The organism is Streptomyces roseirectus, from assembly GCF_014489635.1.
Lineage (GTDB): Bacteria > Actinomycetota > Actinomycetes > Streptomycetales > Streptomycetaceae > Streptomyces > Streptomyces roseirectus.
On the sequence record NZ_CP060828.1, the window covers coordinates 8767178 to 8779555 of the forward strand.

Annotated in this window: 13 protein-coding genes; 11 read left to right on the forward strand and 2 right to left on the reverse strand. The window is 71.6% G+C overall.

The window, feature by feature from the left end; genetic code table 11:
* The first annotated feature begins 19 nt into the window (after positions 1-19).
* From IAG44_RS37975 to IAG44_RS38005, 7 genes are all read left to right on the forward strand, one after another.
* Entirely contained in the window at positions 20-283 is a 264-nt protein-coding gene (locus IAG44_RS37975) for an acyl carrier protein (RefSeq protein ID WP_246562394.1), read from the forward strand.
* Between the two features lie 54 nt (positions 284-337).
* Positions 338-1288, forward strand: a complete 951-nt coding sequence (locus IAG44_RS37980) for an aromatase/cyclase (RefSeq protein ID WP_187751598.1) — start codon at positions 338-340, stop codon at positions 1286-1288.
* Positions 1285-2214, forward strand: a complete 930-nt coding sequence (locus IAG44_RS37985; protein ID WP_187751599.1) for an MBL fold metallo-hydrolase — start codon at positions 1285-1287, stop codon at positions 2212-2214. Before IAG44_RS37980 ends, IAG44_RS37985 begins: the two co-directional genes overlap by 4 nt.
* 40 nt (positions 2215-2254) lie before the next feature.
* Positions 2255-2740, forward strand: coding sequence for a hypothetical protein (locus tag IAG44_RS37990; protein WP_187751600.1), 486 nt, complete (start codon positions 2255-2257; stop codon positions 2738-2740).
* Between the two features lie 11 nt (positions 2741-2751).
* Complete coding sequence (locus IAG44_RS37995; RefSeq protein WP_187751601.1) at positions 2752-3222, forward strand: nuclear transport factor 2 family protein; 471 nt, start codon at positions 2752-2754, stop codon at positions 3220-3222.
* Positions 3219-4616 (forward strand): FAD-binding oxidoreductase, encoded by a 1398-nt coding sequence (locus IAG44_RS38000; RefSeq protein WP_187751602.1) that lies wholly within the window; start codon positions 3219-3221, stop codon positions 4614-4616. The genes IAG44_RS37995 and IAG44_RS38000 overlap by 4 nt, the downstream gene beginning before the upstream one ends.
* Before the next feature lie 360 nt (positions 4617-4976).
* Positions 4977-5798: an AfsR/SARP family transcriptional regulator gene (locus IAG44_RS38005; RefSeq protein WP_187751603.1), complete on the forward strand. Its 822-nt coding sequence runs from the start codon at positions 4977-4979 to the stop codon at positions 5796-5798.
* Between the two features lie 69 nt (positions 5799-5867).
* Here the strand turns inward: IAG44_RS38005 and fabG are convergent, their stop codons facing one another.
* Positions 5868-6653 carry a 3-oxoacyl-ACP reductase FabG gene (fabG, locus tag IAG44_RS38010; protein ID WP_187751604.1) on the reverse strand — a complete coding sequence of 262 codons (786 nt, stop codon included), beginning with the start codon at positions 6651-6653 and terminating at the stop codon, positions 5868-5870.
* A gap of 207 nt (positions 6654-6860) precedes the next feature.
* Here fabG and IAG44_RS38015 point away from each other — a divergent pair, with 207 nt between their 5' ends.
* Genes IAG44_RS38015 through IAG44_RS38030 form a run of 4 tightly spaced genes read left to right on the forward strand, consistent with a single transcriptional unit; the run spans position 6861 to position 11531 of the window.
* A complete protein-coding gene (locus IAG44_RS38015; RefSeq protein ID WP_187751605.1) occupies positions 6861-7895 on the forward strand; it encodes a methyltransferase in 1035 nt (344 codons plus the stop codon).
* A complete protein-coding gene (gene accD / locus IAG44_RS38020) occupies positions 7892-9646 on the forward strand; it encodes an acetyl-CoA carboxylase, carboxyltransferase subunit beta (RefSeq protein ID WP_187751606.1) in 1755 nt (584 codons plus the stop codon). The genes IAG44_RS38015 and accD overlap by 4 nt, the downstream gene beginning before the upstream one ends.
* Positions 9643-10173, forward strand: coding sequence for an acetyl-CoA carboxylase biotin carboxyl carrier protein (locus IAG44_RS38025; RefSeq protein ID WP_187751607.1), 531 nt, complete (start codon positions 9643-9645; stop codon positions 10171-10173). Before accD ends, IAG44_RS38025 begins: the two co-directional genes overlap by 4 nt.
* A 2-nt stretch (positions 10174-10175) precedes the next feature.
* Positions 10176-11531 carry an acetyl-CoA carboxylase biotin carboxylase subunit gene (locus tag IAG44_RS38030; RefSeq protein ID WP_187751608.1) on the forward strand — a complete coding sequence of 452 codons (1356 nt, stop codon included), beginning with the start codon at positions 10176-10178 and terminating at the stop codon, positions 11529-11531.
* Here the strand turns inward: IAG44_RS38030 and IAG44_RS38035 are convergent.
* Positions 11518-12360 (reverse strand): hypothetical protein, encoded by an 843-nt coding sequence (locus tag IAG44_RS38035; protein WP_187751609.1) that lies wholly within the window; start codon positions 12358-12360, stop codon positions 11518-11520. The genes IAG44_RS38030 and IAG44_RS38035 overlap by 14 nt on opposite strands.
* Positions 12361-12378: the final 18 nt, after the last annotated feature.

The following is a 12378-nucleotide window of genomic DNA, read 5'->3' on the forward strand; positions in this document are numbered from 1 at the left end:
GGACGAGATGGGGGAGCACATGAGTGACCGCATGAACTACGACGACCTGAGGTCGATCCTCGTCGAGGCCGCCGGCACCGCGGAAGGGGTGGACCTGGCCAGCCAGGACATCATCGACACCGACCTCTACGGCCTCGGCTACGACTCGCTCGCGCTGATGGAACTCGGCGCGCGCATCCAGCAGCGGTACGGCGTCGACATCCCCGACGAGGAGGTGACCGAACTGCGCACCTTCCGCACCATCCTGGACCGGGTGAATTCCTCGATCCCCGCAACGCCCTGAGCGAACGCCCCGGGAAAAGGGGCGCACCGGACGACACGCGGACTGGAGGCAGGTATGACCACGCCGGAGATACACGCGCGCCACGAGATCGAGACCGAGACGTCACCGTCGGCGGTGTACGAGCTGATCACGGACGTCTCGCTGTGGCCGGTGATCTTCCGTCCCACCGTTCACACACAGGTGCTGGAGCGTACGGAGCGAGGCGACCGGTTCGAGATCTGGGCGACCGTGGCCGGCGGCGAGGTCAACTCGTGGCGCTCGCGCCGCGCGTTCGACGCCGCCGCCCGGCGGGTCGCGTTCCGGCAGGACCACGACAACCCGCTGTTCGGCCTCATGGGCGGCGGCTGGACCTGCCTCCCGCTGCCCGGCGACCGGACGAAGGTGGTGCTCGAACACCGCTTCACCCCGCCGCCGGACCAGGCCGACGCCCGGGAGCGGATCGCCCGGGACCTCGACACCAACGGGGCCGCAGAACTGGAGGCACTGCGCACCGTCTCGGCGCTGCCCGGCGGCCTCGACCGGTGGCGGGTGACGTTCACCGAGACGGTCGCGCTGAGCGGCCCGGCCGAAGCCGCCCGCGAGTTCGTCTGGGCCGCGGACCAGTGGCCGCAGCGGCTGCCCCACGTCGCCGGCCTCGACCTCGTGGAACAGGCGAGCGGCGCCCAGGACATGACGATGGAGACCCGCGCCCCGGACGGCACCCTCCACACCACCCGGTCGCTGCGGCTGCTGCTGCCCGACGGAACGATCGTCTACAAGCAGACCCGGCCGCCCCGCGCCCTGCTCGGGCACAGCGGCCGCTGGGAGTTCCGCTCCGACCCGGCGGGCGACTCGATCAGCTCCACGCACACCTTCCTGATGGACCCGGCCGGCGTGGCGGAGGTGTTCGGCCCCGACGTCCAGGCCCCGGAGGCGGCGAAGCGCCTGCAAGCCGCGTTGTCGGCCAACAGCCGGGTCACGATGCAGCACGCGGACCGCTGGTCCGCGTCGGTCGGTGCGCGGTGAGCACCGCACTGCGCGCACCGCTGGGCCGGCTGCGGGAACTCGCGGACGGCGTCCACGCGTTCCTCCAGCCGCCCGGCGGCTGGTGCCTCAGCAACGCCGGCGTGATCGCCGGACCCGACGGGCTGCTCCTGGTCGACACCGCCGCGACCAGGGCGCGCGCCGAGGCCCTGCGGACGGCGGCCGAGGGGCTGGGCCACGGGCCCGTGCGCACCGTGGTCAACACCCACAGCCACGGCGACCACGTCTTCGGCAACTGCGTCTTCGCGCCGCCCGCCGAGGTCGTCGCCCACGAGCTGACCGGGCCGGAGATGCGGGCGACCGGGATGGCGCTGCGGGACCTGTGGCCGGACGTCGACTGGGGCGAGCTGACCCTCACCACGCCCACCGTCACCTTCGGCCGGAGCCTGACCCTGCTGCTCGGCGACCGCCCGGTCGAACTGCACCACGTCGGCCCCGCGCACAGCACCAACGACGTCGTCGTGTGGCTCCCGGACGCGGGCGTGCTCTTCGCCGGCGACGTGGCGCTGCCCGGCTGCACCCCGTTCACCCTGATGGGCTCGGTGCGCGGCTCGCTCGCGGCGCTGGAGCGGCTGCGCGCCTTCGGGGCGCGGACCGTGGTCGGCGGGCACGGCGAGATCAGCGGCCCCGAGGTCTTCGACGACATGGAGCGCTACCTGCGCCGGATCCTCGACCTCGCCCGCGACGGGGTCGGGGCCGGCCTCACCCCGCTGGAGACCGCGCGCGAGCACGGCGTCGGAGACTTCGACGGGCTGCTCGACCCCGAGCGGCTGGTCGGCAACCTGCACCGGGCCTTCCTGGAGATCCGGCGGCCCGACCTGCCGCTCGGCGTGGAGACCGACGTCCCCGGGGTGTTCGACGAGATGGTCCGGTTCAACGACGGGCGCCTGCCGACGTGTCTGGCCTAGCCGGGCCCGGCGGCCGGGACGCGCGATCCGAGGAGGGCTGATGACGATGCCGATCGACTCGCACCGGGGAACCACGGTGTCCCCGGAGACCTACTACGAGCTGAGAAGGTTCTACCTGGACCAACTGGACGCCCGCGACCGGGGCTTCACCCAGGAGTGGCTGGCGGTCTTCGACGACGACGCCACCATCACGACCAAGGTGCTCGGCGGCGGCGCGACGGTCCCCAAATCCGAATTCGCGCCCGAGGTCTGGAAACTGGACGCCTCCTTCCACGAGAAGGGAATCCAGCGCCGCCACTGCGTGCAGGGATTCACCTTCACCCACCACGACGGACTGGTCGTCTCCCGGTTCTACGGCCTCTTCCTGGTCGTCGACGCCGCGCGGGGCGCCTGCCTCCAGTCCGCCGCCTTCATCTCCGACGTCCTGCGCAGGCACGGCACCACCTGGCGGGTCATCTCCCGCGAAATAGAACGGGACGACCTCGGCCGCCTCGACACGGCCGCCCACAGCGTTCCCCTGGGATGAGAGAAGGAGCCATGGATCAGACAGTTACCTTCAGTGACCAGGCCGCGTCGGCCGAGGTCTGCTCCCGCGTCGACCAGTTCTACGCGATGCAGATGCAGGCCCTGGACGACGGCGACATCGACACCTGGGTGGACACCTTCACCGACGACGGCGTCTTCGTCTCCAACGGCCTGCCGGACCCCGTCGAGGGCAGGAGCGCGCTGACCGAACTCGGCAGCGCGGCCGTGGCCCGGCTCGACGAGAAGGGCGCCATCCGACGGCACTTCGTGTTCAACGTCATCATCGACCCCCTCGCGGACGGCGTCCTGCGCACCACGTGCTACGTCCCGGTCTTCGACACCGTCGACGGCGTCACGACCCTGACCACGAGCACCGTCATGCGCGACGAACTGATCACCTCCGAGGGCGGGCTGCGGGTGCGCCACCGCACCGTCACCCGCGACGACCTCGTGGCCGAAGCGGCACCGGGGAGCGGCACATGACAACCTCGCAGCCGCTGCTCGCCGGCCTCGGCGGGGTCGCGCTCGGCCCCGGCGACGCCGGTTACGACGCGGCCCGCAGCGGCGTCCAGCGCTCCTACCTGCACCGGCCGTCGGTGATCGTCCAGGCCGACGGGCCGGCCGATGTCCGGCTCGCGGTCCGGCGCGCCGCACAGCAGGGCCTCACGGTCGCCGTCCAGGCCACCGGGCACGGCCTGAACGTCCCCAGCGACGGCGGCGTCCTCATCGACACGTCACGGATGACCGAGGTCCGCGTCGACCCCGCCTCGCGCACCGCGTGGGTGGCGGCGGGGGCCCGCTGGGAGCACGTGATCGAGGCCGCCTGGGAGCACGGGCTGGCGCCGCTGAGCGGTTCCTCGCCCGACGTCGGCGTCGTCGGCTACACGCTCAGCGGCGGACTCGGGCTGCTGAGCCGCACGTTCGGCTACGCGGCCGACCACGTGCGCCGGGTCGACCTGGTCACCGCCGACGGCGAGAGCCGGACCGTGACCCCCGGCGAGGACCTGTTCTGGGCGCTGCGCGGCGGCGGCGGGAACTTCGGCGTGGTGACCGGGCTCGAGTTCGCCCTGTTCCCCGTCGAGCGGATGTACGGCGGCGGCCTGTACTTCGACACCGAGCACCTGCCGGCGGTCTTCAGGGCCTACCGGGAGTGGACGGCGACGGTCCCGGACTCGATGTCGTCCAGCATCGGGCTGATCCCGATGCCGGACGTGCCCGGCGTGCCCCCGCCGCTGCGCGGCCGGCACCTCGCCCACGTCCGGATCGCCCACCTCGGCACGGCCGACAGCGGGGAGCGGCTGGTCGCGCCGCTGCGGGCGCTGGGGCCGCGGCTGGTGGACACCCTCGGCGAGATGCCCTTCACCGCCTCCGGGACCATCCACAACGAACCGAAGCAGCCCCGGAACTTCTACTGCGCCAACGCGATGCTCGCCGAGTTCGCCCCGGCGCTCCCGGACGCCGTCCTCGACCTGGTCGGCCCCGGCACCGGGGTCTTCGCGGTGGTGCAGGTCAACCACCTGGGCGCGGCGCTCGCCAAGCAGCCCGAGGAGGCGAACGCGGTGGGCCACCGCGGCGCCTCGCACGTGCTGCGCGTGGTGACCCTCCCGCAGGGGCCCGGCCGCGACGCGGCCCACGACGTCGCCCACGGCGTGACGGGCGCCGCGGCGCCCTGGACCCTCGGCCGCTCGCCCAACTTCGTGCAGGGCGACGAGAGGGCCCACGAGCAGACCCGGCAATGTTACGAACCAGCCGCTTTTGACCGGCTGACGGCACTCAAAGCGGTGCATGACCCGCAGAACGTGTTCCGCTGCAACGTCAACATCCCACCCGCCGGCCACAGTGAAAGCACGGCATTCAGGGGCTCGGCGCGTGACTGATGTCCGGGGCGGAGAAGAACCGTAAATCGTTCGTTGCTCAACCACACGGGGGCGGTGGGCTGGTCGGACAGGCGGCGACCGCGAGGTGGCCGCCTGTCCGGTCCCCACCAGTCGGGAAGGACCGGTCCGCGACAGCGCCGTTTTCCCGATCTTTCCGGCGAACGTATACGGGCAGTGACAGGGAAAAAGGGATCTTCATGCAAAGTTGACTGAAAAGAAAACGGGGGGTCGCCAAGACCTACGGCGGGGGTGCAGTGTTGGCGGTCCTCGCTGTATCGGTCATCGTGGCCGCACCTGCGGCCGGCTGCTCCTCCTGTTCTGCCAGAAAGGTTCAATTCCGTACGAGATCAGGAGCCATTGATGGACGTTCGGATACTCGGGCCGTTGGCGTTGACGGAACACAATCGCGACGCAACGCCATCGGCGCGCAAACCAAAACAACTCATCTCACTCCTGCTGTTGAACGAGGGCCGGGTCGTGTCGACTGACTCACTCATCAGCGAGATCTGGGACACACGGCCGCCCAGGAGCGTACAGACCACATTACAGACCTACGTGGTACAGGTACGCAAGCTGCTGTCGCAGGCTCTTCAAATTCCCGTCGGAAAGGTCGCCAGAGATGTTCTCCTCACCCGAAACGGCGGCTATACGCTCGTGCTGCGCGACGCCAACTTCGACCTCTACAGATTCAGGTCACTGGAACAGGCCGGAATGGGCGCCTTCGAAGAGGGCGACGACGAGAACGCCGCCGGAATCTTCGGCCAGGCGCTGGCGCTGTGGCGGGGCAACGCGCTCGCCGACGTCGAGGTGGGACGGATGCTGGAGCCCGAGGTCGCCCGGCTCGAACAGTCCCGTCTGACGGTCGTGGAGTGCCGCCTGGAGATCGAGCTGCGGCGCGGGCGCCACCGCCAGTCGCTCAGCGAACTCGCCTCCCTGACCGCGCGCTACGACGACAACGAGAACCTGCACGCCCTCTACATGCTGGCGCTCTACCGCTCCGGCCACCGGGGCAAGGCACTGGAGAAGTACCGGAGCTTCCACAAGTGGATGAGAGACGAACTGGGCCTCGAACCCTCCCCCCGCCTGCAACGACTCCATCACGCCGTGCTCGACGGGGACCCCGCCCTCGACGAGGAGGCCGCCCGCGCCGACCTGAGCGCCGTCCTGTCCGGTCGCGCGTGAACCCCCGCACCTCCCTCGGTGACAGACCCGCGCCGCCCTGGCCCGCACCCGGACCAGGGCGGCCGGCGGCTAGTAGTTGCCCAGCCCGCCGCACACGTTCATCGCCTGGGCCGTCACCACGGCCGCCTCGTCGCTGACCAGGTAACCGACCATCGCGGCGACCTCCTCCGGGTCGACGTAACGGCCCATGGGGATCTTCGTGTTGAACCTGGTCAGCACCTCGTCCTCGGTGATGTCCCAGATACCCGCGTAGATCTCGCGCACGCGCTGCGCCATCGCGGTCTCCACATAGCCGGGGCACACCGCGTTGACGGTGATCCCCGTCTTCGCCAGCTCCAGGCCGAGCGCCTTGGTGAAACCGACGACACCGTGCTTCGACGCGGAGTAGGGAGCCCCCAGGACGACGCCCTGCTTGCCGCCGGTCGAGGCGATGTTGACGATGCGCCCGCGGTCCAGGCCGAGCATCCCGCCGTCCGTCAGGACCCGCTTGGTCATCAGGAAGACGCTGTTCAGGTTGGTGTTGACCACGTCGTGCCACAGCTCGTCCGGTATCTGGGCGGTCGGGCCCCCACCGCTGCGGCCGGCGTTGTTGACCAGGACCGAGATCGGCCCGTAGCGCTCGGTCGCGGCGGCCACCAGCTGCTCGATCTGCGCGACGTCGGTCACGTCGCACGCCGTGCCGTCGACCTCGTGGCCGTCCTGCCGCATCCCCTCCACCGTGTCCTTGACCGCAGCACCGTCACGGCTGCAGATGAACACCCTGTGCCCGGTGCGGGCCAGCCGGTTCGCCGTGGCCAGTCCGATCCCGCTCGTAGCACCCGTGACAAGGGCCGCGCGGGCGAGTTCCTCTGCCATCTGCTCTCCAAGTCGATCGTGAGAGATCGTGCCGGGGTTTGTTACCCCATCGTCAGACGCTTGCCTTGAATTGATGTCGAGGCCGCCTTGAGGAATCGAGTGCGCGCCCGCGAATCGTTCAAAGATTTCTCGACCGGTTCTTGAGCCGGGGCCCTCAATCATTGACCTTGCGCAGGCCGACAATCGAGGTTGCGAACGGAGCAGGCGATGACGATCCAGGAAAAGGACATCACCGATCACGGTGCGGTCATCGGGGTGCGGGAACTCGCACTCAGCGCCGCGGGGGCGGCGGCGCTTCGGGCCGCCGTACGCATCGGCGTCGCCGAAGCACTCGGCGACCGGCCGAGGACACCGGCGGAACTCGCCGCGGCGATCGGCGCCGACACCGAGATGCTGGGCCGGCTGCTGCGCGCACTGGCCCAGCACGGCGTCTTCACCCAGACCGAGGAGGGATACGCGCACACCGCGACGTCCCGGCTGCTCAGGGAGGACGACCCCAACAGCCTCAAGTACTACACCCTGTGGGTCACCGAGCCCTGGACCTGGGAACTGTGGCCGCACCTCGAAGACGCCGTGCGCAACGGCCGCGGCGGCTTCGAGGAGAAGTACGGCACGGACTTCTTCTCCTACCTGCACCGCATGTGGCCGCAGTCCGCGGACGTCTTCAACAAGGCGCAGACCGAACTGAGCAGGCTCGCCACCCACGCCGTCGCCGCCGCGCTCGACCTGAGCGAGGTCGGCACCCTCGTCGACGTCGCCGGCGGGCACGGCTTCACCCTGGCGACCCTGCTGGAGAAGAACCCGCACCTCAGCGGCGTCCTCTTCGACCTTCCGCCCGTCGTCGCCGAGGCCGACGGCCGGCTGCGCGCCGGCGGGGAACTCGCCGACCGCGCCCGCGTCGTCGGCGGGAGCTGCCTGGAGGAGATTCCCGTACAGGCCGACGCCTACCTGTTCAAGAACATTCTCGAATGGGCCGACGACAAATCGGTGACCGCCCTGCGGAACGCCGCCCGTGCCGGCCGGCCCGACAGCCGTTTCTTCATCATCACCAACATGATCGACGGCAGCCCCGAGATCAAATTCACCACCGGCACCGATCTTCTGTTCCTGCTGAACTCCGACGGCAGGAAACACACGACCGACACCATCACGGCCGTGGTCAGGAAAGCCGACCTGCGCGTGGTGAGCATGCGGCCCGTGAACTCCTACCTGCACCTGCTGGAGGCGGCTCCCTCGACATGAGCGGAATCCTGGAATCAGACGACGTGGCGTACCCCGCCACCCTCCCGGCCGAAACGGTCCCGGAGTGGGTGAGGTGCCCCGGCTGCACGACGATGGTCTACGGGAAACGCTGGCTGCGAAACCTCCGGTGCTGCCCGGAGTGCGGCCACCACGGCGCGCTCACCGCGTGGGAACGCCTCAACCTGCTGCTGGATGAGGGCACGCTCGACCTCCTGCCCTTCTCGGTGGCCCCCGCGGACCCCCTCGACTTCACCGACAGCAAGCCCTACCCTCGCCGGCTGGCCGACGCCAGGACCAGGACGGGACTGCCCGAGGCCGTGGTGAGCGCCGTCGGCGAGATCGACGGAAGCCCGGTGGTGGTCGCCTGCATGGACTTCCGGTTCCTCGGCGGCAGCCTCGGCTCGGTCGTCGGCGAGATCATCACCAGGACCGGCGAGGTCGCGCTCGAATGCCGGGCACCCCTGCTGCTGGTCACCGCCTCCGGAGGCGCCCGCATGCAGGAGGGCGCCCTGTCCCTGATGCAGATGGCCAAGACGAGCGCGATGCTCGCCCGGCTCGACGAGGCCGGACTGCTCACGGTCTCCCTGGTCACCGACCCGACGTTCGGCGGGGTCGCCGCCTCCTTCGCCACCCTGTGCGACGTCACCATCGCCGAACCGCGCGCCCGGCTCGGGTTCGCCGGCCGCAGGGTCGTCGAACAGACCATCAAGGAAACCCTGCCGGCGAACTTCCAGACGGCGGAGTTCCTGCTGGAACGCGGGTTCATCGACTTCATCGCCCCGCGCGAGAGCCACCGCACGGAGCTGGGGAAGCTGCTGCGCGCCGCGCGCCCCCGGCACCCGCAGCCGCCCACGGGCGACGCCGAGCGGGCGGACGAGATCGTCGTCCGCGACCCGGCGCGGCTCGCCCACGACGATCCGCACGGCGTGGTCCGGCGCGCGCGGCGGATCAGCAGGCCCACCACCCTCGACTACGCGGCCCTGCTGCTGGAGGAGTTCCGCGAGCTGGCGGGCGACCGGATCTCCGGCGAGTGCCCGGCCGTCGTCGGCGGACTGGGACGGCTGCACGGCCGGTCCGTCGTGCTGATCGGCCACCAGAAAGGGCACGACCCGGCCGAGCTGGCCCGCCGCAACTTCGGCATGCCGAGCCCGGCCGGGTACCGCAAGGCGGCCCGCCTGATGCGGCTCGCCGCGAAACTGGGCCTCCCGGTGATCACGCTGATCGACACCCCCGGCGCGTTCCCCGGCAAGCAGGCCGAGGAACAGGGGCAGGCCATCGCGATCGCGGAGAACCTGAAGCTCATGGCGGACCTGCCGGTCCCGGTGGTCGCGGTGGTCACCGGCGAGGGCGGCAGCGGCGGCGCGCTCGCCCTGGCCGTCGCCAACCGGGTCCTGATGTGGCAGGACGCCATCTACTCCGTGATCAGCCCCGAGGGGTGCTCGGCGATCCTGTGGCAGGACCCGGCCCAGGCGGGCCGCGCGGCGGCGGCCCTCAGGCTGCGCTCCCGCGACCTGCTGGAACTCGGCATCGTGGACGGCGTCCTGCGGGAACCGGACGGCGGCGTGGACGCCGACCCCACGGCCGCCGCCCGCCGCCTCGCCCTCGCGATCCGTTCCAGCCTCGACGACCTCGACGGGCTGAGCGGCGACAAACTGCGCACCGACCGCCACGCCCGCTTCGCCCGCTACGGCGCCGAGTACGTGACGTCGGCGCCGTACGCCGGCCTCGCGGCGGAACGGACGGCGTCGTGACCTCCCTCAGGCCCGCCTCCGACGGCGACACCGCCGTCGGAGGCGAGGAGAGCGAACTGCTGGAACGGGTCCGGGACGCCGTCGTCGACCTGCTCGCCGAACTCCCCGGGGCACCGGCCCGGCTGCGGGTGCGGGTCCAGGGCGTCGAGATGGAACTCGACTGGGCCGCGCCCCCGGCCGGCCCGGCCGCCCCCGCGCCGCAGGCCGTACAGGCGGCGCCGGCTCCCGTGCACGTCCTCAGCCCGGACACCGCCACCTCCGGCGACGGCGGCCCGCCGCCCGCCTGGGCGAGCGTCACCTCGTCCACCGTCGGCACGTTCTACCGCAGCCCCGAACCGGGGGCCGAACCGTTCGTGCGGGTGGGGGAGCAGGTGAAGCCCGGTCAGCAGGTGGCGATCATCGAGGTGATGAAGCTGATGATCCCCGTCGAGGCCGACCGCGACGCGGTGATCACCGAGGTGCTGGCCGAGGACGGGCAGTCCGTCGAGTACGGCCAGCCCCTGTTCGCGCTCGGCCCGGTGAGCTGACCATGTTCGACACGATCCTCATCGCCAACCGGGGCGAGATCGCGCTGCGGGAGATCCGCGCCTGCAAGGAACTCGGCATCCGCAGCGTCCTCGCCCACTCCTCCCGCGACGCGGACACCCTGCCGGCGCGGCTGGCCGACGAGACGGTCTGTATCGGGCCGCCGCCGGCCAGACAGAGCTACCTGAACGCCGCGGTGATCCTCCAGGCCGCCCTGAACACCGGCGCGCAGGCCGTCCACCCCGGCTACGGCTTCCTCTCCGAGGACGCCGACTTCGCCGACGCCTGCCGGGCGGCCGGGATCACCCTCATCGGCCCGCCGCCCGAGGTCATGGCCGAACTGGGCAGCAAGGTGAGCGCACGCCGGCTCATGTCCCGCAACGGACTTCCCCTGCTGCCCGGCGCCACCGAACCCCTCGACCTGCCCGCCGCCCTCGACCTCGCCGAACGTGTCGGCTTCCCGCTGCTGATCAAGGCGGCGGCCGGGGGAGGCGGCCGGGGCATGGGGGTGGCCTGGGACGCCGGGACGCTCGCGGAGGTCTTCCGCACCACGCAGGCCACCGCCGCGACCCTGTTCGGCGACGCCCGCGTCTACGCGGAGCGCTACCTGCGCCGCGCCCGCCACGTCGAGGTGCAGATCCTCGCCGACCAGCACGGCAACGTCGTCCACCTCGGGGAACGCGACTGCTCCATGCAGCGCCGCCACCAGAAGCTCATCGAGGAGTCGCCGGCCCCGGCGCTGCCCGCCGGCCTCGTCGCCCGGATCCGCGAAGCGGCGGTCACCGGCGCGCGGGCCGCCGGCTACCAGGGCGCGGGGACCTTCGAGTTCCTGGTCGAGTGCGCGGGCGACCTCGACGAGTTCTACTTCATGGAGGTCAACTGCCGCATCCAGGTGGAACATCCGGTGACGGAGATGGTCACCGGCATCGACCTCGTCGCCGAGCAGGTCCGCATCGCGGCGGGCGAACCCCTGCGCCTGCGCCAGCAGGACGTCGTCCTGAACGGCACGGCGATCGAGTGCCGCATCAACGCCGAGGACCCCCGGCGCGGCTTCGCCCCGACCCCTGGCACCATCACCGAACTGAGCCTTCCCGCGGGCCCGTTCGTCCGGGTCGACACCCACGCCTTCCCCGGCTGCAAGATCGCCCCGGAGTACGACTCGATGATCGCGAAGATCATCGCCTGGGCCCCCGACCGGGACACCGCGATCGCCCGGATGCGCCGGGCCCTCGGCGAGACGACGGTACGCGGTGCGGGCATGCACACGACGGCCGGCTTCCTCGCGGACCTGATCGACTCGCCCGAGTTCCGCGCCGCGACGCACACCACGAGCCACGTCGACACGCTCACCACCCGGTAGCTTCCCCGTCCCGCCGGGCCCGGACGACACCGGCCCGGCGGGCTCGGACGACCCCGGCCGCGACGAGCGCCGCGCACGCGACCGCGCTGACCGCCATGACCGTGACGAAACCGTCCGCCAGCGGCTCCACGAGCCGGCGGACGGCCACGTCCGCGACGGCCGGGCGCGGCGGCGCGGACGCCTGGGCCACCGCGAGGAGCAGCCGGGCCGCGCCGACCGCGCAGGCGACGGCCGCGAGCGCCACCGCCAGGGCACGGAAACGGCGCCGGGCCAGGAACAGCCCCGCGACCCCGAGCGCGACGGCGGCGGGCAGCAGCACCCGCGACAGCGTGTCCGTCACCCGCACCGCCTGCTCGCCGCGGTGCATCGCGTCGTTCTCGACCAGCCGGAAGGACAGGTCCAGCTCGCCGGGCAGCACCGACACCAGCGGGCCGGGCAGCCCCGCCTGCTCGCCCAGCCGGTCCACGGCGAGGCGCACGGTGAGGTCGAGCCCGCCGGGCGTCAGGTCCACGAACGAGGCGTCGTCCCGCAGGATCCCCACCAGCTCGGCGTGGCTCGTGCGCAGTGCCGCCCTCCAGGCCCACCGGAAGGCGGCACTGTCCACGACCGCCGGAGCGGCCTCGGCCACCATGCGCCGGACCCGCACGGCGCCGAGGACGGGGGAGACGGCCCCGGGAACCCGGTCCACCGCCTCGGCCAGCTGACGCTCCACCTGGTCCTCGATCTGCCGCTCCGCCGCCGGATCGGTGGGCAGCGGCGCGAGGGCCGCTACGAAACCCGACGTCGACAGCAGCGTGTCCTGCGTCCACGCCGTCGTCCCGTGGACCATGACGAGGCCCGCCGCGCC

What these genes read in the sequence shown, in the direction of transcription:
- IAG44_RS37975 (WP_246562394.1), top strand. Translation starts at nt 20, where the DNA reads ATGAGTGACCGCATGAACTACGACGACCTGAGGTCGATCCTCGTCGAG.
- IAG44_RS37980 (WP_187751598.1), top strand. Translation starts at nt 338, where the DNA reads ATGACCACGCCGGAGATACACGCGCGCCACGAGATCGAGACCGAGACG.
- IAG44_RS37990 (WP_187751600.1), top strand. Translation starts at nt 2,255, where the DNA reads ATGACGATGCCGATCGACTCGCACCGGGGAACCACGGTGTCCCCGGAG.
- IAG44_RS37995 (WP_187751601.1), top strand. Translation starts at nt 2,752, where the DNA reads ATGGATCAGACAGTTACCTTCAGTGACCAGGCCGCGTCGGCCGAGGTC.
- IAG44_RS38000 (WP_187751602.1), top strand. Translation starts at nt 3,219, where the DNA reads ATGACAACCTCGCAGCCGCTGCTCGCCGGCCTCGGCGGGGTCGCGCTC.
- IAG44_RS38005 (WP_187751603.1), top strand. Translation starts at nt 4,977, where the DNA reads ATGGACGTTCGGATACTCGGGCCGTTGGCGTTGACGGAACACAATCGC.
- fabG (WP_187751604.1), bottom strand. Translation starts at nt 6,653, where the DNA reads ATGGCAGAGGAACTCGCCCGCGCGGCCCTTGTCACGGGTGCTACGAGC.
- IAG44_RS38015 (WP_187751605.1), top strand. Translation starts at nt 6,861, where the DNA reads ATGACGATCCAGGAAAAGGACATCACCGATCACGGTGCGGTCATCGGG.
- accD (WP_187751606.1), top strand. Translation starts at nt 7,892, where the DNA reads ATGAGCGGAATCCTGGAATCAGACGACGTGGCGTACCCCGCCACCCTC.
- IAG44_RS38030 (WP_187751608.1), top strand. Translation starts at nt 10,176, where the DNA reads ATGTTCGACACGATCCTCATCGCCAACCGGGGCGAGATCGCGCTGCGG.
- IAG44_RS38035 (WP_187751609.1), bottom strand. Translation starts at nt 12,360, where the DNA reads ATGGTCCACGGGACGACGGCGTGGACGCAGGACACGCTGCTGTCGACG.